Annotated in this window: 22 protein-coding genes and 3 pseudogenes; 13 read left to right on the plus strand and 12 right to left on the minus strand. The window is 50.1% G+C overall.

Annotation, left to right across the window (positions count from 1 at the left end):
- Nucleotides 1–25: 25 nt before the first annotated feature.
- From GW591_RS08320 to GW591_RS24085, 7 genes and pseudogenes are all read right to left on the minus strand, one after another.
- Nucleotides 26–976: a 2-hydroxyacid dehydrogenase gene (locus GW591_RS08320; protein ID WP_013575993.1), complete on the minus strand. Its 951-nt coding sequence runs from the start codon at nt 974–976 to the stop codon at nt 26–28.
- Between the two features lie 9 nt (nt 977–985).
- Nucleotides 986–2,302 carry an MFS transporter gene (locus tag GW591_RS08325; RefSeq protein WP_013575994.1) on the minus strand — a complete coding sequence of 439 codons (1,317 nt, stop codon included), beginning with the start codon at nt 2,300–2,302 and terminating at the stop codon, nt 986–988.
- Nucleotides 2,303–2,464: 162 nt separating this feature from the next.
- Nucleotides 2,465–3,613 carry a galactonate dehydratase gene (gene dgoD, locus GW591_RS08330; RefSeq protein ID WP_013575995.1) on the minus strand — a complete coding sequence of 383 codons (1,149 nt, stop codon included), beginning with the start codon at nt 3,611–3,613 and terminating at the stop codon, nt 2,465–2,467.
- Nucleotides 3,610–4,227, minus strand: coding sequence for a 2-dehydro-3-deoxy-6-phosphogalactonate aldolase (locus tag GW591_RS08335; RefSeq protein ID WP_166860474.1), 618 nt, complete (start codon nt 4,225–4,227; stop codon nt 3,610–3,612). The genes dgoD and GW591_RS08335 overlap by 4 nt, the downstream gene beginning before the upstream one ends.
- The gene (locus tag GW591_RS08340) at nt 4,211–5,107 is read right to left on the minus strand and encodes a 2-dehydro-3-deoxygalactonokinase (protein ID WP_013575997.1); all 897 of its coding nucleotides are present in this window, start codon (nt 5,105–5,107) and stop codon (nt 4,211–4,213) included. Before GW591_RS08340 ends, GW591_RS08335 begins: the two co-directional genes overlap by 17 nt.
- Nucleotides 5,104–5,802 carry a D-galactonate utilization transcriptional regulator DgoR gene (gene dgoR, locus GW591_RS08345; protein ID WP_013575998.1) on the minus strand — a complete coding sequence of 233 codons (699 nt, stop codon included), beginning with the start codon at nt 5,800–5,802 and terminating at the stop codon, nt 5,104–5,106. Before dgoR ends, GW591_RS08340 begins: the two co-directional genes overlap by 4 nt.
- Nucleotides 5,803–6,124: 322 nt before the next feature.
- Nucleotides 6,125–6,334: pseudogene (locus GW591_RS24085) on the minus strand (GNAT family N-acetyltransferase); the annotation flags it as partial.
- 131 nt (nt 6,335–6,465) lie between these two features.
- Here GW591_RS24085 and GW591_RS08350 point away from each other — a divergent pair.
- The 3 genes and pseudogenes from GW591_RS08350 (at nt 6,466) to GW591_RS08360 (ending at nt 7,923) form a co-directional block, all read left to right on the plus strand.
- A complete protein-coding gene (locus tag GW591_RS08350; protein ID WP_112198480.1) occupies nt 6,466–6,903 on the plus strand; it encodes a GNAT family N-acetyltransferase in 438 nt (145 codons plus the stop codon).
- Between the two features lie 272 nt (nt 6,904–7,175).
- Nucleotides 7,176–7,706, plus strand: a complete 531-nt coding sequence (locus GW591_RS08355) for a GNAT family N-acetyltransferase (RefSeq protein ID WP_013578392.1) — start codon at nt 7,176–7,178, stop codon at nt 7,704–7,706.
- Nucleotides 7,706–7,923, plus strand: a pseudogene (locus tag GW591_RS08360) (DUF7661 family protein). The gene GW591_RS08355 and the pseudogene GW591_RS08360 overlap by 1 nt, the downstream one beginning before the upstream one ends.
- Before the next feature lie 194 nt (nt 7,924–8,117).
- On the opposite strand, the gene GW591_RS08365 reads toward GW591_RS08360, so the two are convergent.
- The gene (locus GW591_RS08365) at nt 8,118–8,633 is read right to left on the minus strand and encodes a GNAT family N-acetyltransferase (RefSeq protein WP_166860475.1); all 516 of its coding nucleotides are present in this window, start codon (nt 8,631–8,633) and stop codon (nt 8,118–8,120) included.
- Between the two features lie 1,256 nt (nt 8,634–9,889).
- Here GW591_RS08365 and GW591_RS08370 point away from each other — a divergent pair.
- The 4 genes from GW591_RS08370 to GW591_RS08385 all read left to right on the plus strand — a co-directional run bounded on the left by GW591_RS08370 (nt 9,890) and on the right by GW591_RS08385 (nt 12,139).
- Complete coding sequence (locus tag GW591_RS08370; RefSeq protein ID WP_119261772.1) at nt 9,890–10,330, plus strand: NUDIX hydrolase; 441 nt, start codon at nt 9,890–9,892, stop codon at nt 10,328–10,330.
- 235 nt (nt 10,331–10,565) lie between these two features.
- A complete protein-coding gene (locus tag GW591_RS08375) occupies nt 10,566–11,120 on the plus strand; it encodes a ClbS/DfsB family four-helix bundle protein (RefSeq protein ID WP_166860476.1) in 555 nt (184 codons plus the stop codon).
- Between the two features lie 55 nt (nt 11,121–11,175).
- A complete protein-coding gene (locus GW591_RS08380; protein ID WP_013575645.1) occupies nt 11,176–11,394 on the plus strand; it encodes a DUF7661 family protein in 219 nt (72 codons plus the stop codon).
- Between the two features lie 502 nt (nt 11,395–11,896).
- Nucleotides 11,897–12,139: a hypothetical protein gene (locus GW591_RS08385; RefSeq protein WP_225444888.1), complete on the plus strand. Its 243-nt coding sequence runs from the start codon at nt 11,897–11,899 to the stop codon at nt 12,137–12,139.
- A 93-nt stretch (nt 12,140–12,232) separates the two neighbouring features.
- On the opposite strand, the gene GW591_RS08390 is transcribed toward GW591_RS08385, so the two are convergent.
- Both GW591_RS08390 and GW591_RS08395 read right to left on the minus strand, forming a co-directional pair.
- A complete protein-coding gene (locus GW591_RS08390) occupies nt 12,233–12,589 on the minus strand; it encodes a nuclear transport factor 2 family protein (RefSeq protein ID WP_037034580.1) in 357 nt (118 codons plus the stop codon).
- 298 nt (nt 12,590–12,887) lie between these two features.
- Nucleotides 12,888–13,676, minus strand: a complete 789-nt coding sequence (locus tag GW591_RS08395) for an arylamine N-acetyltransferase family protein (protein WP_015690096.1) — start codon at nt 13,674–13,676, stop codon at nt 12,888–12,890.
- Between the two features lie 98 nt (nt 13,677–13,774).
- Here GW591_RS08395 and GW591_RS08400 point away from each other — a divergent pair, with 98 nt between their 5' ends.
- Nucleotides 13,775–15,211, plus strand: coding sequence for an aminotransferase-like domain-containing protein (locus tag GW591_RS08400; protein ID WP_112152202.1), 1,437 nt, complete (start codon nt 13,775–13,777; stop codon nt 15,209–15,211).
- 103 nt (nt 15,212–15,314) lie between these two features.
- On the opposite strand, the gene GW591_RS08405 is transcribed toward GW591_RS08400, so the two are convergent.
- The gene (locus GW591_RS08405) at nt 15,315–16,235 is read right to left on the minus strand and encodes a DMT family transporter (RefSeq protein ID WP_166860477.1); all 921 of its coding nucleotides are present in this window, start codon (nt 16,233–16,235) and stop codon (nt 15,315–15,317) included.
- A gap of 239 nt (nt 16,236–16,474) precedes the next feature.
- Between GW591_RS08405 and GW591_RS08410 the strand changes: the two genes are divergently transcribed.
- From GW591_RS08410 to GW591_RS08430, 5 genes and pseudogenes are all read left to right on the plus strand, one after another.
- Entirely contained in the window at nt 16,475–17,314 is an 840-nt protein-coding gene (locus GW591_RS08410; protein WP_041689107.1) for a transporter substrate-binding domain-containing protein, read from the plus strand.
- Between the two features lie 3 nt (nt 17,315–17,317).
- Entirely contained in the window at nt 17,318–18,028 is a 711-nt protein-coding gene (gene pxpB, locus GW591_RS08415; RefSeq protein ID WP_166860478.1) for a 5-oxoprolinase subunit PxpB, read from the plus strand.
- Between the two features lie 11 nt (nt 18,029–18,039).
- A complete protein-coding gene (locus tag GW591_RS08420) occupies nt 18,040–19,026 on the plus strand; it encodes a 5-oxoprolinase subunit C family protein (protein WP_217243672.1) in 987 nt (328 codons plus the stop codon).
- A gap of 116 nt (nt 19,027–19,142) precedes the next feature.
- Nucleotides 19,143–20,147 (plus strand): annotated as a pseudogene (locus tag GW591_RS08425) (IS110 family RNA-guided transposase).
- Between the two features lie 357 nt (nt 20,148–20,504).
- The gene (locus tag GW591_RS08430; RefSeq protein WP_037035265.1) at nt 20,505–21,059 is read left to right on the plus strand and encodes a serine acetyltransferase; all 555 of its coding nucleotides are present in this window, start codon (nt 20,505–20,507) and stop codon (nt 21,057–21,059) included.
- A gap of 93 nt (nt 21,060–21,152) precedes the next feature.
- Here the strand turns inward: GW591_RS08430 and GW591_RS08435 are convergent, their stop codons facing one another.
- A complete protein-coding gene (locus GW591_RS08435) occupies nt 21,153–23,048 on the minus strand; it encodes a diguanylate cyclase domain-containing protein (RefSeq protein WP_013576062.1) in 1,896 nt (631 codons plus the stop codon).
- Nucleotides 23,049–23,122: the final 74 nt, after the last annotated feature.

The following is a 23,122-nucleotide window of genomic DNA, read 5'->3' on the forward strand; positions in this document are numbered from 1 at the left end:
ACATGCAGAATACGTTTTCACTCGCTTACTGCGGAACAGGTGTCACCAACGGCTCGCCAGCAAAATAGGCGTTGACATTTTCCAGCACCAGACGCGACATCTCTTTGCGCGTCGCCCAGGTAGCACTGGCCATATGCGGTGTGACCACCACATTTGCCCGGTGTAACAATGCGTGCGGAACGTGCGGTTCGTCGGTGAAAACATCAAGACCGGCTCCCCCGAGTGTCCCCTCTTCGATGGCTTCAGTCAGCGCCCGCTCATCGACTACCGAACCACGGGAAATATTGATCAGAATGCCTTCCGCGCCCAGAGCATTCAATACATCGCGGTTAACGAGGCCGCGGGTTTCGGCACCTCCGTTGGTACAGACCACCAGAAAATCACTCGCCCCGGCCAGCGATAGCAATGTTGCATGGAAGGTGTAATCCGTGTCGGCAAGTGCAGCGCGATCCGTATAGGCGATCGACATATTAAATGCCGCAGCGCGTTTGGCGATAGCACGCCCAATACGCCCCATGCCAATAATGCCTAACCGCGCCCCTGAGACTTTACGGGTCCAGGGATAACCGCCCTTCTGCCATGCTCCCTGTTCGATAAAGCGTTGTGCTGCGGGGATCTGGCGTGACGTTGCCAGTATCAACCCCATGGCCAGGTCGGCGACGTCATCCGTCAATACGCCGGGGGTATGGGTCACAGCGATCTCACGTTCTCTTGCTGCGGCAACATCAATACCGTCATAGCCAACACCAAAGTCGCTGATGAGTTCAAGGTTAGGTAGCCGTCCCATAAATTCGCGACTGACCACGGCTTCGCCGTTAGTGAGTACTACACGAAACTCGGCGGCTAACCGGTCAAACTCCCCGGCGGCCATGTCGTTGTATTCATACACATCGTATAGCGCGTTCAGTTGTGCATTCAACTGATCTGGCAGCGATGCCTGCTTCAATATTTTCTGTTTAACCGCGATATTCTTCATAACGAGACCTTAGTGTTGCGATAATGATGAGGCTGACGATTTTGTCGCTATTACTTTAGCCGGACGGCCGACATAGATACCGACGATGCCGCCGATAACCAGTGCCGTAGCAATGATCAATAAGCCATAATGGAAACTGCCGGTGACATCCTTTATTTTTCCCAGCAATGGCGGCAATCCCAGACCGGCAAAGTTGGCAATGGCATTAATGAAAGCAATAGAAGCCGCCGCAGCAACACCCGCTAATTTTTCGGTCGTTACCGCCCAGAATATCGGGGTAAGCGCGAAGTTAAAGCCTACAGTCAATACCAGCATAATATAGGCAATAAAGAGGTTACTGGTATATATCGAAGCAGCCAGCAGTAAGCCGGAAATAATTAACGGCACCCCCAGATGCAGCGAACGCTCTTTGGTGAGATCCGAATGACGTCCATTCACGTACATAAATATCGCGGCAAAGGCAAAAGGAATGGCCGACAAAACGCTAATAACGAAATTACTCTGTTCTGTAGCCACACTTTTAATAATGAGCGGCAGGAAGAGTGTAATACCAATTGAGCAAAATGCTTGCAGGAACCACACCAGACTCAACATCAATACCACTTTATTCCTGAGCGCACTGGCCCATGAATGATGTTTCCCTACTTCTACGTCACCATTCTCTTGTTGTAACCGGGTGTTCAGCCATTTTTTCTCGTCCGCACTCAACCAGGTGGCATGATTTGGCGTATCCGGCAGACGTAACAGTACCAGACAGCCGAGAATGATGGCCGGGATGCCTTCCATCGCAAACAGCCAGCGCCAGCCCGCGATATCAGCAATGCCGTGCATATTGAGAATACTGCCGGAAATCGGTAATCCAATCACTGACGCCAGCACCGATCCCATATAGAAGAACGACATGGCACGGGCGCGGTTGCTCTTGGGAAACCAGCAGGAGATATAGTAGATAATCCCCGGTGTAAACCCGGCTTCTGCCATACCCAGCAAAAAGCGCATCACGTACAGTTGTGTCGGCGTATGGACCAGTGACATCCCGGCGCTGACAACCCCCCAGGTAATCATGATGCGCGCAATCCAGATGCGTGCACCAACCCGCGTCATAATGACGTTACTGGGTATTTCAAAAATAATGTAGGAGATATAGAACATACCGACACCCAAGCCATACATACTGGCAGACAGGCCTAAATCGGCATTCATTTGCAGTGCCGCAACGGATATATTGGTTTTATCCAGATTGGCAACAAAGTAGCAAATAATAATAAAAGGTATTATTTTTGCGTTTAATTTTTTTAGTGTTGTAGAGCACAGATCGATGTTCATTATTATCACCTTAATGAGTCTGTCCCTGGTGTCAGGGCATAAGATGTCCATTCCACGTAATGTGGATTAAAAAACAAATACGGATATATCGATATTATTATTAATTGCTTTATTGATATAGTTTTACCTGATACTTCTGTGACTTAAAATATATAGAGCAGGTTACCATTCGGCGACAGCGCCATCTTCATAACGCCAAATTGGATTGCGCCAGTCAGGGGCATTCTTACTGCGCCCAATCACCAACTCCTCATTAATTTCAACGCCCAGCCCGGGTTTATTCAGCGGGTAGAAATAACCATCCGTCATGGTAAAATCTTCTTTATTAATGACATAATCCAATAATTCGGCTCCCTTATTATAATGGATACCCATACTCTGCTCCTGGAATACCGCATTACGCGCCACAAAATCCAGATGCAGGCAAGAAGCCAGTGCGATCGGCCCCAACGGACAATGCGGTGCCAGCGAAATATCGTAAGACTCTGCCATCGCCGCAATTTTGAAGCATTCCGTGATCCCACCTGCGTGCGACAAATCCGGCTGGATAATGGCTAAACCACCGTCGGCCAATACACGTTTGAACTCAAAGCGCGAGAACATGCGTTCACCGGCAGCAATGGGAATATGTGTCTGAGCAGCCAGACGAGGATAGTATTCTGCCTGTTCGGCCAGTACCGGTTCTTCGATAAATAGCGGACGGTAAGGTTCGAGCTCTTTGATCAGAATCTTCGCCATAGGTGCATTGACGCGGCCATGGAAGTCGAGTCCGAACTCAATGCTGTTACCGAATGCTTCACGTATTTGCGCCACGACGGCGACGGCATCGTCAACTTTACGTGAATTGTCTATCATGCCCATTTCTTCGCAGCCATTGAGTTTAAAGGTATCAAAACCAATACCTTTCAACTTTTTAATGCCTTCAATCACATCCGCCGGGCGGTCGCCGCCAACCCAACTGTAGGCTTTGATCTTATCGCGAACCAGACCACCGAGCAGTTGATAGACAGGAACGCCCAGGGCTTTGCCCTTAATGTCCCACAGTGCCTGATCGATGCCGGAAATCGCGCTCATCAGAATCGGACCACCGCGATAAAATCCACCGCGATAGAGGGTCTGCCAAATGTCATTGATGCGCGCCGGATCCTGTCCGATCACATATTCAGACAGCTCATGCACAGCAGCCTCCACACTGCGGGCACGGCCTTCAACAACCGGCTCTCCCCAACCGACAATGCCTTCATCAGTTTCTATTTTCAGGAACATCCAGCGCGGCGGCAGCCGGTAGGTGGTTAGTTTGGTCACTTTCATCGGGTTGATTCCTTATAAGCTTTAACAAAGGCGTTAGCTTGTTGTGTCGTACGTTCAACAGACTGTCCGGCACGGTAGAGATCACTTCCCAGCCCTGCACCGATACAACCGGCATTAAGATAGAGATGTAAATTTTCAGGAGTGATACCCCCCACGGCAAAGACCGGAATTTCTGGCGGTAGCACCGCTTTCAACGCTTTGATGTAATCCGGTCCAAAGGCGTTGGAAGGGAAGATTTTCAGCGCCTGAGCGCCCGCATCCAGCGCATTGAAGGCTTCCGTCGCGGTCGCGCAACCAGAGCAGACGGTCATGCCATACCCCACAGCCCGGCGAATCACTTCCGCCTGAATATTAGGGGTGACCACCAGACGGCTGCCCATCGCATTCAGTTCATCAACTTGCGCAGGTTGTAAAACCGTCCCGGCACCAATCAGCGCCCGATGCCCGAACTCTTTCACCGTTTCACAGATGCTGCGCTGCCAGTCAGGCGAGTTGAGTGGGATCTCCACGGCATCAAAACCTGCCTCCAGCAATGCTGTCACATGCGCCTGAACGTCTTGTGGCGTGATACCGCGCAGAATGGCGATTAACGGAAGTTCAGTATTCCAACTCATTGATAATACTCCTTATACCTGCCTGGAAAGCGCGGTCGCCTTCCAGCGTTTGCCAGGTCAGTCCGGCAAACTTCAATGCCTGCTGGTAACGTGCGGTCAGTTTGGGACTCCCAATTAAGGTAATGGGCTGATCGCCAGTGATGCCGTATTGCCGCTGCATTTGCGACACTTCATTGCCGATCAACAACCCCGACAGCCATTCACTGACGGCGCTTTTATCTAATTGCCCTAACACATGCGCCGCGCGGGTCTCAAAAAGACTGCGAATAATGTTGGTTTCTTTGAAACCACTCTCCAGCCCCTGCTGGAATACCGCCGGATTTGCCTGTTGCCCGGTCAGCCCGATACCAATCAGCGAATGGTGTATCAGCAAATGGTGGAGTTCGCCGGTCATGACGGTACGGAAATCAACAATCTCGCTACCGTCCATCTGTACCCATTTACTGTGCGTTCCCGGCATCAGATAAAGCGAAGCCGGACATTCTGTATAAGCACCGATTAACTGTGTTTCTTCACCGCGAATGACATTGCAATTACCCTCGCTGACCACACTCAGACCGGGAATAATCCACGCGTTGAACGGTGTGGCCTGCTCCACCCGCGTTAACTGTCTGGAGAAATCAGTCAGCCGCGTCGGGCAAGGCAGATACGGTACCGTCATCCATCCTGCGTTGCTGCCAACCATTCCCGCCATCAGAACCGGTACCTGATGAGCTTGCCATGGTAAAAGTGTGTCGCGGAAAACCTGTTCAGGAGTACGGCCATTGAGCCGGGTAACCCCCGCTTCTGACTCCAGGTGATCGGTACATTCACCGTTCAGGTAGAGCCAGGCGCGCAAGTTGGTCGAACCCCAGTCAATGGCGATATAACTTTCTCTCATGTAATATCCTTCAGCCTTTTGGTCGAGCTGGCGATCATTGTCAGTGCCGCCTGTTCTGCTGCATCTGCGTTCTGATGCCGTATCGCATCGTACAGATCCTGATGCTCCTTCAATGTGCGCGGCATGTTGGCTTCATCGGCCATATAGGTCCGTTCAAATACGGCACGCTGTAAGGAACTTATCGCCACACTGAGTTGTTGCAGCACCGGGTTATGCACCGACGCCAGTACCGCTTCGTGAAAACGGATATCAGCCTCATTGAAGGCGTCACGATTTTGGTGATCGGCGATCATATCGTTAAGCGCTTTTTCAATAACCGCTAATTCGCTGGAGGTCGCCCTTTCCGCAGCCCAGCGGGCAATGACCGGTTCAACCAGATTACGCACCTCGCTCATCGCCGGGATCAGCCGCGGGTCATAATCATTCGCCAACGACCACTGCAAAACATCGGTATCCAGATAATTCCACTGGTTGCGTAAAGCCACAAAAGCACCGCGATAACGCTTTATCTCCACCAGCCGCTTCGACATCAACGAGCGAAGCACTTCACGAATGATGTTCCGTGACGTCTGGAACTCTTCGCACAACTCCGTTTCCGCTGGCAGCGCAGACCCCGGGGCATATTTGCCACTGACGATTTGCTGCCCTATCTCGAGAATAATGCGATCGGTTTTGCTCAACTCCTGGCTACTCATAGATGCTCCACAAAAGACTAAAAGGAAAAGTTGCCGGGTACTTTACCTGTATCGAGCCTATGCGTCGCAAGATCACCGCACAATTCACAATTATTGTTCTTAACCTTGATGAAAATTGTAGTACAAAGCATTAATCATGTACTGCAATGTAGATCACAAAACGGTCGATACCTTGCGATTTTGCTGAACAGCAGGGGTTAGCACGAAGATCGTTTTCGTTTGGCGAAAATCCAACAAGATGAGAATCTTTTATCGCTTTCTGGCCTGAGTTCGCTGGCCAGATGGGCTGAGAGAAATGCGTCGAATTGAATTAAACAGGCTGGATGATGCCATCAGTCTCTTTTAGGCATACAGCGAACTGGCCGGTATCACGGGCTCTCCTGTCAACCCCTCCTATTGCATCTTCCAGTGAATTGAGTTTCTCGTCCTGAAAACAAGGTGTGCGGGGTGAAGACAGGTAATCGAAAAGTGCCGATGCGTCTTTCTGTTTGAATGCGCGAATAATGAGTCGCGGTGTGGTAGTTAAAATCATTAAGACCACATATTATCTGGCAGGTGTTTATGCATTCTGAAAAGGCGGGCAACTGGTAAATCCAGGTTGTCCGAGCTAACCTCACTGGCTACTCAGGCATTGGGTCTGTCACTTTTGAAAGGGCATAGGGAATGGTCAGCTTAGCGGAAGAAATCAGTCTTGAGGTATGTGAAGATTCAGATGCAGCGCAATTGCTGCTAATTGAAGAAGGGCTCAATGAATTTAACGATCTTATGACGGGTATAAACGATCGTAAGCCACTGTCTGTATTGGTCAGATCAACCCGCACGGGTAAGGTACTTGGCGGAATGCAAGGGCGGTCATCGCTGGGACTCCTGTTTATAGATCTTTTTTATCTTCCACCCGAGTTGCGAAAAATGGGGATAGGTTCAGACATCCTTCATCGCTTTGAAGATGAAGGGCGAAAAAGAGGCTGCTCTGCTGCGTTTCTCTATACAATAAGCTTTCAGGCTCCTGATTTTTATAAAAAGTATGGCTGGGAAGAGTTCGGGCGTATTGACTGTCAACCGGAAGGAACAAGCCGTATTTTTATGAAAAAATCATTATAGGACATCTTAAATTTTGGCAAATATAACCAGGGGTAGTGAGTTCCCCAATATCATCTTGTTGATGAGTATTTACTCGCGCTCTGCCCATTTCTGTCACATAGCAGCCTCCACGCAGACGGACTGTCCGCTGTGAGCGGGGAGCGGACGTTTACTGAGGACTACTAAATATTTTCATCATTTTAAACATAACATCCCTGTTGTGAATCTGAAGGATTTTGGTTATAAAAACAGCAAGATAACTCATTGAATGAATCAAAAACTCAGGAGACATTTTGCCGATAACTACCTCTCGACTGCATCTTCGCCCTGTAATCAACTCAGACGGAGATGACCTTTTCAGAATTTATGGCGACCCTGCCACAAATACGTTTAATCCTGTAGGACCGTATCCTGATATTGATTATGCTCGTGATGTCTTGGCTCGATGGCTTAAACACTGGGAAGATTACGGTTTCGGAAACTGGGCTATCTCGTTAAAAGATAATCCTGAAAGGATTATCGGTTTTGGCGGGCTAAACATCCGCAGTTATGCCGATATTTCTATCAATAACTTGGGATATCGTTTCTCCACTGAGTCATGGGGAAAAGGCCTGGCGACAGAGTTTGCTAACTATGCGGTCAGCTATGGGTTTAATGAACTCAAACTGCCTGATATATCTGCCACAGTAAGAGCAAATCACCTGGCGTCACAGAAAGTCCTAACGAATGCCGGACTAAGGTATGTACGTGACATTCATGATGTGGAAAATGCTCCAGCCAGCATGCTGTTTACACTGACCTATGCCGAATGGCACAAACAATAATGTTGATTTACAACGTATTGGGACGACACATTGGGATCAAGCGCGAAGATGATCGCTGCTGATATTTCGCGCAGACCTGACAGAGCGAAAACTTTCCCGACTTTACAATATTACTATTCCGGACAGTATGGCAGAAGACGAGATCATTGGCTGTCTGGGCGATATTTTCCATGAAGCAGCAACAGAGCGTCATCCTGATGTGATACGTGTTGAATAGCAATCTGTCAGGCTCACCCTCCCTAATACAACCGTTTTACCATAAGTCCTTCAACTTCCGCTCATGTAACAAAGCCGCCCGAAGGTGCGGACAGACTGCTATGAGCGAGGAGCGGAAGTTCAGAATAGTCATCGCCATTGATAATGCTCTACTCACCTTCCCGTGTGTTAACCGACAGAGAGCGAGGCCGGCGCTCAAGCCTTCCCCTTAGAAGATATCGGCATGCCCATTTCAAGCGCACGCACCTCAAAACCAAACTCCTCATACAAGCGGATTGCTGCCTTGTTGAAATGCCAAACAGCCAGTCGGAGTTCCTGCGCGTTACGTGCCAGAGCCCATTCACGCACTCTGTTCATCAATACTTTACCCACTCCTTGCCCTCTGTATATTTCAAGAACACATATTGAGCAAATCCTACAACCAGGGACTGGCTTCAGAAGTGGACTTGTTGGTATTGATATGTTCGCTGCAATAAACCCGATGGGAAGAGAGTTATGCCGGGCTATAAACGCAACATGATCATCAGTTTCAATAAATTCCATCCAATGGGGTTCATCTGCTCCCTCATTCAAAGTCACATCAGCATAAATATCTGGGCGCGCTTTATGATAGATGATATTGAGCTCGCGAGCCAAATCACTAATGATCGCAAGATCAGAACGTATTGCTTCTCGGATACTGAGTTCCATATCCAAATTTTTTATCTCCAATGAGGATCCTCGACCGAGCCTGTCAGCCAGTCGGATTAATTATAAAATCAGTTACGACGAGGATGCATTACAGAAAATTTGCACTTTTCGTTGAGTCCTGTGGACCTGGATTGCATTGTTCTTTTGTTCCTGGGAGATAAAAAGTGCCATTCTCAGCAGGATCCGTTCCTCCTGGGCATCCTGCCCTACCTGGTGAATTATCTGAACTGCCGCCGTCAGAGCCCCTCCCTCCGTCTGCACCTGGTTTACCAGGTTGTGACATAGACCCACCGTTTCCACCATCCGCAGCACCCACAGAAAAAGCGACAAACGCGAAAATACACACAAAAAAGTGTTTATCCATATATGCATCTCCATTATTGAATAGACTCATGCTGACCACATGAATTTTCTAAAATATCCGTTGAATCTGCTCTCATCAATTAAAATATCGTGATGTAAATAATGTCCGCTGTTGGCACGCAGCAGACAAACACGTGACGCTGAAGGTCTGCTATGAGCGGGGGCCTGATATCGTGCCCAAAAAGGTAGGAAAGTCATTTACCCAACACGAATCTGACTTCACTATGCAACTTGTTAAGGACATGATCATTGCTAAGAATTTTGATTAACCATTTTGTTTGAGTGGATATGCAAGTCATTACTTGTTATAACTCTTTGAGATCAGGCTAAAATGTAAAAGGTCAGAAAGGATGAACAATACTAATTGGACTTGGGAAACACATTTCAATATAGACAGCTCAGTACTTCTTAAAATTGTGGTGGTAGTACTTCTTTTAGTTTGGGGTTGTGCTGAGCTGCGGAAAAGAAGGAAAAAAAAACCAAATTTAGAAGCTTCAATCTCAAAAGCCAACGCCAGAGAACGCCACGAATGGCGCTATATAAGATATCCATTTAAGGTGCTACAGATTGCATTCACTCTGTATATTTTATGGTCAGTCATTCACTACCTTTTAACATAAATCCTAAACTATTTTTCATCATAGACTTAATCCTATGGCTGATAACTTTTGATTTACTCTGTCCGCTTCTGAAAAAGAGTCGAGCACACCTTTTCCAACCCATTGATATATTATCAGCTTTAGTAAAATCGCTCTGCAGCCCTAGAAAGACCACCGGCAGCTATGGGCGAAGAGCAGACTTTGAATGCGGTTATAGCAGCAAGAAAATACCGCTCTATTAGGCCATGAAGGCTGAAAATTATGGTTATATATAAATTCAAAAGTCAGGGTTAATACTTTATTTAAGGGGGATTTGTGCGAACTCGTCCATCATCTCGGTTAATAGTTCTTTCGCCTGAAAATCACGTCTTGCTCTTTAACTTCTGCCATAAAGATGATGCTTTGAGCGGCAAGAAATACTGGGCAACTCCAGGTGGAGGACTTGAACACAATGAATCTTTCGAGCAGGCTGCTTTACGCGAATTACTTGAAGAAACGGGGCTGATAAGAACAGATGCAGGACCGCAGATAGCATCCAGAACCTTCACAATGATGCTACCAGGTGGAGAGACTGTTCTTGCTGAAGAGCATTTCTTTATTATTAATACAAATAAATCAGATATTGATCGCTCAAGGTGGAGTAGCAACGAAAAAAATGTTATTCGCGATCATTACTGGTGGACAATAGAAGAGCTCAGACATACCGATGAAATAATCTTCCCACTCGATTTGATCATTAACATACTTGAAAGCTAGTTAACCGACTCCCTAGTATTTAATGTATCGAAAATACCTTGATTTCCGCCTCTGGCACAGGGCTGCTGTCGCAGCCCCTGATAGCCTCAAACCTCGAGTGATTCATGTGCCTTGAACAAAGAGAGAGCTGTTTACAGGGACTTCCCCTTTCGTGCCAGGAAGTACATAATTGATTGATATTTAAACACCACATGGCGTCTTTATGGATCTCTTCTGAAGTGCGGGGTAACTCTGTATGAATGTACCGCAAACAAAATCTGAATTGCTTTTAGCAATCGATAAAAATTTCAATAAATTAATTAGTTATCTTAATGCCATCCCCCCCGAACTCACCTTAGATAACTCAATGGATGGACACTGCAAGGGCACGGAAATGAGTGTTCGCGATCTGGTTTCCTATCTGCTCGGGTGGAACACTCTGGTTGTAAAGTGGATCACTTCCGACGGGAAAGGATTGCCTGTTAATTTTCCAGAAACCGGTTTTAAGTGGAATCAACTTGGGCTTCTGGCGCAAAAATTTTACTCTGATTATAGCGAATTGGATTATAACGCGTTAATTACTGAGCTCGAGGAAGTAAAAGATGAAATAGTGAAACTTATTGATGGGCTCACTGATGACGCTTTGTATGCTAAACCATGGTACACAAAATGGACTATGGGGCGAAAGATCTCATTTAACACATCATCTCCCTATGCCAATGCTAATGCTAATGCTAATGCTAATGCTAATGCTAATGCTAATGGCAGATTAAGGAAATGGGCGAAAAATAATAGTATCAGCTTAAAATAAAAAAACTCTGTGAATTTGTCACCTTTACTTTGATGAAAATGCCAGGAGATTAATAATGCTAATCTACAACGTTTTTGGACGACACCTTGGGATCAAACGTGAGGGGGAGCGCTGGCTGGTATTCCGCGCAGACCTGACAGAACGAAAATTTTCCCGGCTTTACGACATCGCAATTCCGAACGATCTGACAGAGGCAGAAATTCCAGGTTGGCTTGATGACATTTTACATGAGGCTGCAACAGAGCGTCATCCGGAGGTGAAGCGTGTCGAATAAGAAATCTGGCTTGCATACGTAAGTATCCCGCTTAACCGGAGCATTCACTAATAGAGATATTTTGTCACGCCATCCGGACACCGCCTCCTCACCATTGACAACTAATACGCTGTGCTGCTTGTCATGTCCGCCTCCGGCACAGTGAGAAGCGGACATCGTTTTTCGGTCAGGATACCTGCTATGATAAATTTTTGATGAAAAGGCATTCAATTGATAGAAATCGGCGAAGGTAATAAAAGGGAGGTGTGATGTTTACCCCAGAGTTTATTAATGATGAACATGGAGAGTTTCTACTTGTAGCCAGCCACAGCCTCGCATCCCCGGAATCTATAAAACTCAGTATTGCGTACAATATTGCCAGAATATCTTACGGACTATCACAGCTTCCATCGCACATTCGAACTTGCCGGGTCGTCTATGATATTAGAGGACAATCAATCCCTGACCAGGTCCTGGCCCAGGTCAGACAAGCGTTTGAGCAGGCAGCCATTGTGGAGTTTAAATGCTGATGGGACTTCAGTTAATTGTAAAAGCAGAGCGTAAGAAGATAGAAAAATCGTTGGGGTCACTTACATCAGAATGTGAAATATTCCCGGTCGCTGAAGACCTTTTCGGCATTTCAATTCCAGAGCGAATTCTCTCATCCGTGGGTGAAGATGTTGTTCTACAGAAACTTGAACAACTCAAGCGTTTTGACCTTTGGCAGGGGGCCTGGCAAGAACCCAAGCGACGTTGGCTTTGGTGAGTTTCAGCTTTGAGCGGGGAGCTGACATTGGCTTTTCATGCCTGTAAGAGATACCCACCGGGCTGATGGTTTTTTAGCGTGTCATTGCCAAAATTATACCGCACCCGCCTCTGGTGTTCCCTGATGGAAAGCCAACTCCCATTGCCCCTTGTCAGAATACACCCAGCAAGAAGAACGTAGGGATGCTCGGCTGCCGTCCGAATTAAACGTCTTGTAGTGCAGAATGGCGCAGTACTCTCCCATGCTGATCAGCCGGAAATCACTGCTAAGAATGATCGTTGGACTTAATTCGCCAGTCAAAGATGCTATCGTCTCCGCGCGGTCAACTATTACACCTGACCGTGTGATTTCCCGAAATTCGGGATGCAATATCTGTTCAAGCCATTTCCGATCATTCCGCCGGACACCGTGAAGACTGCATTCAAGTGCTTTCAGCTTTTCCAAGAGCATTTTTCTCCCCCTAATTGAACCCTGACAGTTGAATGAATTTATCATAATAACCAAGGCTAATCTTTAATGCCCCCGAGAGGTAACTTCCGCTTTTGGCACAGGAGTACCAAAGGGCAGCTACAAGCAAAGAGCAGACATTAATTACCTGCTCAATGAAGGGTCTATTAGCATCAGTGTTGCAATTGAATTAAAAACACCTCCAGACCATCCTGTGTTGAATGAGTCGTCTGCGACAGGTATACCAGCCAGCCCTCTGTATATTTCATGAGGATAAATAGAGGGAAGGCTGTGCTCAGGATTACACTGTCTTCCCGATGTATTGCGGTGCAGGCAGAGCAAAGCGGTTTTTCAGGACATGGGCAATATCGTCTTCCGTCAGTTGCTGCTTTTCTACGCCCTCTGCGGTGATCGTCTTCAGCACATTCCCTAGCAAAATCAGCCGACCCTCGGGGACGTGCTGCACGATCAGTAACTTCTGCACAAAGATGGCATCAGGATGGGTGGAGTTGAGGTAGTTGGCCGGGACGAAATCAATCCACTCCTGGGGTGACAGATCAAAACTGTATTGATTGGCCCATTCACCCTCCACCTTCGCTTGTAGCAGGTACTCGCTATTAACGTCACGGATAAGTCGGAAAGTGTCGAAATCCTGTTCGATGTCGGTATCTGGCATGTCTATGGCGATCGGTGCGCGAATACCATAGCTGCCGAACCCTAGATCGCAAAGCCACAGGCGGTCATCGACTTCAGCAATTAATGCCATATGCGTTTTCGGTCGGCGTGCCGGGTAGAACATCGGACGAGCTGCAACGAAACGGTAGGTAATACCTAAAGCGCCCAACGCCATTGCAAATAGCCCATTGACCTCATAGCAGTATCCACCACGACCTCGTTGTAGCAGCTTGTCTGCAATGTCTTCGGGTACCAGGGAGACGACTTTGCCAGCCTGTACATCCAGATTCTCGAAGGGCACAGAAAAGAGTTGATGACGCATGAGCGCGTGCAGCGTGGCGGTATCGGCGGCTGCATGCCCGGTGTAGTTTATACGACGGAAATAAGTAGAAAGGTCAAAGTTGTCGCTATGCATAATGCCTCCTTGATTGCTCGGGTTCGGCACTACTATAGAAGGGCCGCATCATTGTCTGTATAGTCAGATTTATCGAAAATCAGACTGTACAGTTCGCAATGTCCGTCCCACGTCTGTTGTCCCCACATTACCGCCGGATTGCTGAAATGCTGCGCCTTACCCTTGCATCAGGTGTATTGCGAGCCGGCGACAGGATGATCTCCGCACGTAAACTGGCCGAACGCGAGCAAGTTAGCCTTCCAACGGCACTGGAAGCACTCCGTTGTCTGGAGGCCGAAGGCCTGATTGTTGCGCGTCCGCGTTCTGGCTACTTCGTTTGCCAGATAAACACACCTCAGAACATGCAGTCTTCCCATCATTTACCTGGCCCGGTCCCCGTGACAATGTCAGCAGTAGCCCGTTCGCTATTCAGCAGCGCAGAAGCCCGTCTGGTGCCGCTTGGCGCAGCGCTGCCCGATCCCCTATGGCTGCCAACAGATACGCTACAGCGGGCGTTGCAGACTGCAAGCCGTCGCCTGGACGCACACGGTCAGAGCTACAGCCTGCCGCCGGGAAGGGCAGACCTGCGCAGAAATATAGCCGTACGCGCTGCACAGTGGGGTGCCCGTTTTGGTCCGGATGATCTCGTCATTACGGCTGGCGCGACGCAGGCACTGCGTCTGGCTCTGCGGGCTGTATGTCAGCCAGGTGATGTAGTGGCCATTGAGCAACCCGCCTACTTCGGTACGCTCCTGCTGCTGGAGGACCTAGGCCTCAAGGCATTGCAAATCCCCACGGATCCCGCTGAAGGCTTGTTGCTGGCACCTCTGGGTGAAGCTATTCAGCGCCACCGTCCCGCAGCCGTGCTGGCTTCGCCCACGGTGCAAAACCCACTTGGTGCCAGTATGCCCGTCACCCGCAAGCAGGAACTTGTTGCGCTGATTGAACGTGCAGGCATCCCTTTAATTGAGGACGATGTATATGGTGACCTGGCCGGTGAGGGGCAGCGCCCTCCGGCCTGCAAGGCCTTCGACCAGAGTGGGAGTGTGATTTACTGCAGTTCATTATCCAAAACCCTTGCCCCGGGCTGGAGAATCGGTTGGATTGCGGCAGGACGCTACCACACGCAGGTATTGCAGGCCCGCATGGCCGGGGATTGGGCAGGCGCACCGCTGCTTGAAGCAGCCGCGAGCGATATACTGGCAAGTGGAGACTACGAACGTCATCTGCGGCGCCTGAAGCTCCGGGTCACGGAGGGAGTACACGCCGTTATCGCCCGGGTCAACGCAAGCTTCCCTCCGGGCACTCGTGTTGCCGTGCCGACAGCCGGTTTCTTGTTGTGGATAGAACTTCCGCATCCGCTGAATGCATTGGTGGTACATCGTCGCGCGCTGGCGCTGGGCATTGGTGTCAGTCCTGGCCTCCTGTTTTCCCCGGGGGCGGAATTTCAGAACTTCCTGCGGTTAAATTGTGCGAATGAACCCTCGCCCACCTTGCTCAATGCAGTGGAACAGATCGGTGCGCTTTGTCATGAACTGGCTGGTCAGCGCGAATGACTCATACATGCCTAAGTCCACACTAATCCCTCTGCTAAAGGTAAGCACGCATGTTTGAGATATCCGGGAGGAGATCAGGATGCTTACCGCCCCCCTTACTCCCCTACTTTGCTGATTTGATAATAGCCGTTCTGTTTATACGCCTCTCACTCAATAAGGCGAAAATCCCGGCTGCGGCCACGATTGACGCACCGGCCAGCGTGGAAGATGACGGAAAACTGTCGAGGAACAGAAAACCAAGCATCATCGACCAGACCATCGTGGTGTAATCAAAAGGCGCCAGCAGCGACGCATCGGCGTAACGCAGGCTCAGCGTAATCAGGATCTGTGCCATTCCGCCAAAAAAGCCGCAACCGATGAGCAGTAAAAGCTGCAAGGTGGTCGGGATTTTCCAGCCGAAGAAAATCGTCGCCAGACCAATCAGCATGGTCATCAGCGAGAAGTAGAAAACGATCGCGCCCGGTCTTTCGATGCCATTTAAAAAACGGATTTGCACCGAAGATACCGCCGTACACATCGCCGCCAGCAGCGCCAGAATCACGCCCAGCCCCGCCGAAACCTGCTTAAAACTGCCCGAGAGCAGCGAACCGCTGTCTGTCAGATGCGCCCACAGCATGACGATAATGCCGGTGAAACCGATACCCACCGCCAGCCAGCGGGCTGCGTGAACATTTTCACGCAGTAAAACCGCGGCCATGACCACCGTAAATAACGGCGCGGCGTAGCTTATCGCCGTGGCATCCGCCAGCGAGATATACACTAACGCCAGATAGTTAAAATACATTCCCCCCGTGCCGGAAAAGCCGCGAATTAAATGGCCGGATATATTCTTCGTTTTAATTTGGGGGAAAACAGGGCCCTGAAATTTGAGCCAGATCAGCAGCGGGAATAAGGCGACGAAAGAGCGAAAAAATATCACTTCTCCGGTAGGTATATTTCCGCCCAGCCCTTTCACGCAGGCCAGCATTAATGTGGCACACAGGGCTGATAATATTTTTAGCGAAATACCCATTCTGGCGTTCATTATTAACCTTCGTTCCTGGTGAGCAGCGGGATGAATCTGTCCGCTATTCTGGCAGAGCCGCCTTTTTCCCGGTCATACAAAAAGCGTATCGCCATACAGGGTTTACTTCTTATACAACGCCAGGGTGAGCTTATATAGTCGGGCTGACTCATAAAGAAACCGCAGCCAGTTTTGCTCACAGTGAGCCAGGGGAAGTTGTCGTCACACACTGCTAATTAAAAAATCCCGGAGAATGAATGATGAAACTGAAGTTACTGTCTTGTTCCTTGCTGGCGTTGCCACTGATGGCGGCCTTTTCCTCTGCGAAAGCGGATGTTCTTTCTGATATTCAGGCACGCGGTTCACTCAATTGTGCCGTGTATTCCGATGTGCCGCCGTTCTCGTCGCCGGATCCGAAAACGCGCCAGTTGGCGGGAATGGACGTCGATTTATGTACGGCGTTAGCCAAACAGATGGGCGTAAAACTCAATCTGATGCCGACGTCTATTGAAGCGCGTATTGCGGTGATCGCCACTGGCCGCGCCGACGTGCTGATTGCCAATCTGGCGTATACCAAAACGCGCGGCCAACAGATTCAGTTCAGCGATCCGTATTACGTGGCGAAAGAAGTGCTGGTGGTGAAAAAGCCCAACGTCGATAAAACTCGTGCGGATTTTAAAGGCAAACGCATCAGCGCCACCAAAGGCACAACGTCTGAACAATCGATATATCTGGCAGGCGCAAAAGCCGTGACCTTCCAGGATGCTGCGTCGGCCTTTCTGGCGCTGGAACAGAATAAAGCGGTGGGCTTTGTGACCAACACCATGACCGCCATCAAAATGATTTCTCAGGCCGGAAAAGACGGCATTGAACTGGGGATGATCAAAGAGCCGATGGCGCTGGAGCCGATTGGCGTCGGCATGAAAAAGGACGAACCGGCATTGCTGGCGAAGGTTAACAGCAGCCTGAAAGCGATGGATGACGACGGCACCATCGATAAAATCTGGGATACCTGGATCGGGCCAAATACCGAATACAAAATGGTGCGCGAAGACAAAGTACAGCCGCTCTCCAGCCTTAAATTCGAACCTCTGGAATAACCGATGATCACTGCGTCGCACGAGGCGCCTTCCCGCGCCTCTTTTATTCTTGCCAGTCAGGGCGACAACATCAAAATCTCCACCATCGGCAGCCGTGCATGGCTGATTGAAGCGCCGGGAGATTTCGACCTGCCCGCCCAGCGCCGCATCTGGTCACTGGCGGTCGCATTGCGCGCGCGTGATGATATCGAATCACTGATCCCCGGCGTGACCAATTTGCTGGTGCTGTTTCGCCAGACACCGGCAGATTACGACGCCACCTTTGCCCTGCTGGTGGCCGCCTGGGAACAGGCACAGGCCGTACATCCGCAAGGCAAACTGATTGAAATTCCGGTGATTTACGGCGGTGAACATGCCACCGATCTGGACGCGGTTTGCCAGCATACCGGGCTTTCGCCGCGCGAGGTCATCCGCCGCCATTCTGAGGGTTGCTACACGGTGTTTTCACTGGGCAGCGCGCCGGGTTTTGGCTATCTCCACGGGCTGGATCCGTCTCTGGCCACGCCGCGTAAAAAAGTCCCCTCGCTGAATATGCTCAAAGGCACCGTGACTATCGGCGGCGCACAGACCGGGATTTCCGCGCTGACCGGGCCAAACGGCTGGAACGCCATCGGATTCGCCGAACTGACGCTGTTTGACCCGCAGGCGGAGAATCCTGCGCTGATGGCACCGGGGGACAGAGTGCGCTTTCTGCCAGAAAGGATTGAATTGTGACTGAACCAGCCGTGATTGAAATAGTGAAAACTGGCCCGCTGAATACTGTTCAGGACGCGGGCCGCAGCGGATTCCGGGATATCGGCGTGTCTGTCAGCGGCGTGATGGATCCGCTGGCGTTTCACGCGGGCAACATCATGCTGGGCAATGACGAAAACGCCGCCTGCATTGAAGTGCAGATGTTTCCGTTTAAGGTCCGGTTTCTCGCCGATACCAGCATCGCCATCACCGGCGCAGATTGCCGCACGAAGCTCGACGGTACAGATCTTCCGCCCTGGTGGGCGTGTTCCGTCCGCGCAGGGCAGGAGCTGGAAATGCAGTTCCCGCGTTACGGTGCCCGCAGCTATTTGTGCGTCGCCGGAGGCATTGACGTGCCGGTCGTTATGGGCTCGCGCAGCACCGCGCTGCGTGGTGGCTTTGGTGGTTTAGACGGACGACCGCTGGAGAAAAACGATCGCCTCGCGGCGGGTAAAACCACCGCATCTCCCCTGCCTGCGCAAGGTATGGGCATCGAGCCGCCGGAGATCGCGCTGGCAAACGTATTCCCGACCAGCACTGAGGGATGCGTGCAACTGCGGGCTATTCCCGCCGGAGAATATTCGCTGTTTGAAGCCGATCTTCCCCGCTTCTGGTCGCAGCCGTGGAAAGTGTCCCTGCACAGCAACCGCACCGGTTACCGCTTATCCGGCGCGCCAGTCACGCCCTCGAAAGTCATCGAAATGCGTTCATACGGTTTAGTCCCCGGCATCGTTCAGGTTCCGCCTGCCGGCGAGCCGATCATTCAGCTGGCTGACGCCAATACCGCCGGAGGCTATCCGAAAATTGCCGGAATTATTGAAGAAGATTTATGGCGTCTGGCGCAGGTTCAGCCCGGTCAGAGCATTCAGTTGATCAAAAGCGATGCACGCGAAGCCATTGCTGTTGCGGCGCAGATCAGCCAGTGGCTCACCCGCCTGCGCGATAGCATTATGCCGGTGAAGAAAATCATGGGGGTTTAAAATGCCCTATGGATGAAACAGAAAACGGGCCAGAAAAGGCCCGTTTAATAAGATGGTCACCCCCACCCTGTGAGCGGTACGCTGACAGGGTGTTTTTCTTTCTGAAGGGGATCATCATGCAAAACGTTACGCTCATCGGTATTGACCTCGGCAAGCATTCGTTCCATGTCCACGCTCAGGATAAAAACGGTAATGCATTGCTACGTAAGAAGTTTTCCCGCAACCCGTTAACCGCCTTTCTCTCTACTTGTGCCGCTTCTACCGTTGTTATGGAGTCCTGTGCGGGCGCCCATTTTATGGCCCGGCACATCAGCCAGTTCGGGCATCAGGTGAAGCTCATATCTCCTCAGTTTGTCCGACCCTTCGTTAAAAGCAATAAGAACGATTTCATTGATGCCGGGGCTATCTGCGAAGCCGCATCACGACCTTCTATGCGCTTCGTGACTCCGCGAACCGAAGACCAGCAGGCTATGTCGGCGCTTCATCGCGTCCGTGACGCAATCGTCAGAGACCGCGTTAAAACCACCAACCAGATGCACGCTTTCCTGCTGGAGTTTGGCATTAGCATGCCGCGCGGCATCGCGGTTATCAGGCGTCTTGCCGCGGTGCTTGAAGAGCACGAACTGCCGCCTTATTTAGCGCGATTACTTATGCGTCTCCATCAGCATTACGCCTACCTCACTGAACAGATTGAAGAACTCGAACAAGAGTTAAAAACCCACATGGCGGATGACGATACCGCGCAGCGCTTGCTGACTATCCCCGGCGTTGGACTTATCACGGCAAGCCTTTTAGCCACGAAGCCTGGTGATGGAAAAAGTTATGCCAGCAGCAGGGACTTTGCTGCATCGACGGGGTTAGTCCCACGTCAGTACAGCACTGGCGGAAAAAGTACGCTAATGGGCATCAGTAAGCGCGGGGATAAAAATCTGCGACGTCTTCTGGTGCAATGCGCTCGCGCTTTTATGCAACGACCTGAACACAATCAGGGGCGGCTGGCTGACTAGGTGAAGGCCCAGCTCTCGCGGCATCACCCGAACGTAGTGGCCTGCGGGTTAGCCAACAAACTGGCCCGAATAGCCTGGTCGGTGACAACCCATCGCACAGCTTTTATCCAATAAAAAGAGCCAACAGGGACGAACTGTTAGCTCTTAGGCATTACGCAGTGACTTTCTGGTTTTGCGACGACCGATTATTGATGACATGAACGGCACAGCGACCTGCGGATGAACCTGACATAAAAAATGGCTCTTTGAAGCCGTCCGCTTTTTAAGGTTCTGCAGGCGCGGACTTCATCGTGGCGCGGGCAACGTAAGGTTGCCCATCAGACGCCGTATAGATTTAAGCAAGCCCATCATAAATCAAAATCAACGTTGCAAAAACGGGGGTGACCATAGATTTTTATGGCTGGAATTTGGGATAAGTATTCATTGTGTTAGGATTGCGTAAGCGAGACTTACGAAAACGGAACCATCCTGATGCACGAAAATCACAGTCAATATAAGCAATTAACCCGCTATTTATCCGCTGATATTCTTAAGAACAAAAAGGATTTCTCCTGGCGGCGGATAATCATCAGATGCATAAAACAACCCCAGCACCGGTACATTTTCTGGTGGCGTATTGCGAGCTATTTATACGCTACGGACAGCCATTTCTGCAAAGCCCGCGCCCGTAAGATTAACTACTCGTTAATAAGAAAGTATGGCATCGAGATCATGCTGGGAACGCAGATCGGAGAAGGCATCAGGCTTCCTCATCTCACCGGTATCGTCATCAATCCTCATTGCATGATTGGGAAGAATGTCCGGATCCGGCAAAACACCACCATCGGCATTAAAGTGGATGAGGGGAAAAGACGTATAATCATTGGCGATAATGTGGATATTGGTGCCAATTGCTGCATTATCGGCAATGACATTACTATCGGCCACAATGTCACCATTGGTGCGATGTCGTTCATCAATAAGAACATCCCGGACAATGCCGTGTGTTATAACGAAAAAAGCAGCAAGATAATCATCAAAACGTAAGAAACGCCTGCCGTCAGCGAACAGCGTTTATCGCCTCAGGAATGTTTCATTTACTCGGTGTCCGGTCTGTATCGGTTTTTTATCCTAAATTTTTCATCCTAAATAATACCGGCCTTTTCCACTTTGTTTCGCGCGGTACATCGCGGCATCAGCCCGCGCCAGCAGCGCATCCGGCAGCAATGACTGGCGCGCGCGACCAATCGCCACGCCGATGCTGGCAGACAGCGCCACCGGGACACCTGCGATACACTCGATGGAATGCAGAGCACTCATCAGGCTGATGCAAATACGGCTGACGTCACTCTCAGTATTCATCAGCCCGCTCAACAAAACGGTAAACTCATCTCCCGCCAGACGCGCCACAATATCTTGTGAACGCAGATTTTCACGTAAGGTATAACCAAAAAACTTCAGGATTAAATCGCCGAATTCGTGCCCGTAGGTGTCGTTGTACGCTTTAAAATTATCAATATCCAAAAAGAGCAATGCGATGTCTCTATCTGCTTTTTCTTGTTTTCCGGCGGCATGAATCAGTGACTGCTGGAACGCGCGCCGGTTTGGTAATCCGGTCAGTGCGTCATGATTTGCTTCAAATTCCAGCTGAGCCTGTAACGCTTTAATTTCACTGATATCGGTTGAAAGGCCGTAATAACCATTGCGAATATCGTCGCAGGGGATAAGCGTGGTATGCAAAACACCGCCTTTGGCATGATGGGAGTGATCCGACAATTCGATTTCGTAACTTACTGTCATTCCCTGCAAAGCCTGGCGAATATAGGGCTTAATTTTCTGATAGCTGTCATCTCCAACCACATCCCTGACCTGCTTCCCGCTGACCTGTGTCTCTTCGACGCCATACCAGTTGGCGTGAAAATGATTCACAAAAGTGTATTGTTCATTCGCATCAACATGGCAAATCAGCGCGGGAATGTTATCGGTGATGGCTCTGAGGCGGTTTTTGCTTTCCGTCAGTTCCCGTTCCCGGGTCAGACGCTGGGCGATTTCCTGATGAAGCTGATCCATCGCCACCTGCAACTCATAAGTCCGGTCGGCCACACGGCGTTCCAGATCCCCCTGCAGTGAATACAATGCCTGTTCGATATGTTTACGCTCAGTAATATCGCTGATGACAACAATGTAGTGATGGGCTTCACCAGCCACATTACGCACGAGTGAGGCCGTCAGAGTCACCCACAGCGTGCTGCCGTTCGCCCGCTGTAAAAGTTTCTCTATGCAGAAACTGTTTATTTCACCGGAGAGCAAACGGGGAATCAGCACATTTTCGGCATAAAGATCATCGGAATGGGTCACGTCATGCAGCAAACAGGCGCGCAGCTGATATTCGGCATAACCCAGCATATTGCACACCTGCGGATTGATGCGCAGCCAGCGCCAGTCGAGTCCGACTAAGGAGAAGCCGACGGCAGCGTGAGCAAATGTCTGTTCAAATAAAGCCTCAGTTTTCGCCAGATTATCTTCTACCCGCGCCGTGTACTGCCGGTTTTCAAGGTGAAAAATATAACTTTGTACCAGCGCCGTCATATCCAGCAAAGTCTGCTGTTCCTCCTCACACCAGTCCCTCGGGCGATCATCAATCAGGCATAACGCGCCCAGCGCCACACCCTCTTTTGAATGCAAGGCACAGCCGGCATAAAACACGATGTGAGGCGCGCCGGTCACCAGCGGATTATCGTGGAAGCGCAAATCGAGCCGGGCATCCCTGACAATCAGCGGACCGGGCTCGAGAATAGTATGACCGCAAAAGGAGGTATCACGGCAAGACTGATGAATATCAATGCCGGTGTGAGAAAGGAACCACTGGCGGTCCGCGTCAATCAATGAAACAACGACAGCCTTAGCCTGAAACTGCCGGGCGACCATCCGGGTAATACGGTCGATCTCCTCAATTCCGGGGGAATCCAGGATCCCCAGAGAAGCCAGTATGGCAAGACGAGCCTGTTCATCAACTGCCGGTTGAGGGACTAACATAATGCGCTCTCAATGATTACTGATGACTATTTCACCAAGTCTACTGTGTTTGGCCGGGAAAACGGCTCTGATTC

Origin of the sequence: Rahnella aceris (genome assembly GCF_011684115.1) — a bacterium.
GTDB lineage: Bacteria > Pseudomonadota > Gammaproteobacteria > Enterobacterales > Enterobacteriaceae > Rahnella > Rahnella aceris.

What these genes read in the sequence shown, in the direction of transcription:
- GW591_RS08320 (WP_013575993.1), bottom strand. Translation starts at nt 976, where the DNA reads ATGAAGAATATCGCGGTTAAACAGAAAATATTGAAGCAGGCATCGCTG.
- GW591_RS08325 (WP_013575994.1), bottom strand. Translation starts at nt 2,302, where the DNA reads ATGAACATCGATCTGTGCTCTACAACACTAAAAAAATTAAACGCAAAA.
- dgoD (WP_013575995.1), bottom strand. Translation starts at nt 3,613, where the DNA reads ATGAAAGTGACCAAACTAACCACCTACCGGCTGCCGCCGCGCTGGATG.
- GW591_RS08335 (WP_166860474.1), bottom strand. Translation starts at nt 4,227, where the DNA reads ATGAGTTGGAATACTGAACTTCCGTTAATCGCCATTCTGCGCGGTATC.
- GW591_RS08340 (WP_013575997.1), bottom strand. Translation starts at nt 5,107, where the DNA reads ATGAGAGAAAGTTATATCGCCATTGACTGGGGTTCGACCAACTTGCGC.
- dgoR (WP_013575998.1), bottom strand. Translation starts at nt 5,802, where the DNA reads ATGAGTAGCCAGGAGTTGAGCAAAACCGATCGCATTATTCTCGAGATA.
- GW591_RS08350 (WP_112198480.1), top strand. Translation starts at nt 6,466, where the DNA reads ATGGTCAGCTTAGCGGAAGAAATCAGTCTTGAGGTATGTGAAGATTCA.
- GW591_RS08375 (WP_166860476.1), top strand. Translation starts at nt 10,566, where the DNA reads ATGAATGTACCGCAAACAAAATCTGAATTGCTTTTAGCAATCGATAAA.
- GW591_RS08380 (WP_013575645.1), top strand. Translation starts at nt 11,176, where the DNA reads ATGCTAATCTACAACGTTTTTGGACGACACCTTGGGATCAAACGTGAG.
- GW591_RS08385 (WP_225444888.1), top strand. Translation starts at nt 11,897, where the DNA reads ATGCTGATGGGACTTCAGTTAATTGTAAAAGCAGAGCGTAAGAAGATA.
- GW591_RS08390 (WP_037034580.1), bottom strand. Translation starts at nt 12,589, where the DNA reads ATGCTCTTGGAAAAGCTGAAAGCACTTGAATGCAGTCTTCACGGTGTC.
- GW591_RS08395 (WP_015690096.1), bottom strand. Translation starts at nt 13,676, where the DNA reads ATGCATAGCGACAACTTTGACCTTTCTACTTATTTCCGTCGTATAAAC.
- GW591_RS08400 (WP_112152202.1), top strand. Translation starts at nt 13,775, where the DNA reads ATGTCCGTCCCACGTCTGTTGTCCCCACATTACCGCCGGATTGCTGAA.
- GW591_RS08405 (WP_166860477.1), bottom strand. Translation starts at nt 16,235, where the DNA reads ATGAACGCCAGAATGGGTATTTCGCTAAAAATATTATCAGCCCTGTGT.
- GW591_RS08410 (WP_041689107.1), top strand. Translation starts at nt 16,475, where the DNA reads ATGAAACTGAAGTTACTGTCTTGTTCCTTGCTGGCGTTGCCACTGATG.
- pxpB (WP_166860478.1), top strand. Translation starts at nt 17,318, where the DNA reads ATGATCACTGCGTCGCACGAGGCGCCTTCCCGCGCCTCTTTTATTCTT.
- GW591_RS08430 (WP_037035265.1), top strand. Translation starts at nt 20,505, where the DNA reads ATGCACGAAAATCACAGTCAATATAAGCAATTAACCCGCTATTTATCC.
- GW591_RS08435 (WP_013576062.1), bottom strand. Translation starts at nt 23,048, where the DNA reads ATGTTAGTCCCTCAACCGGCAGTTGATGAACAGGCTCGTCTTGCCATA.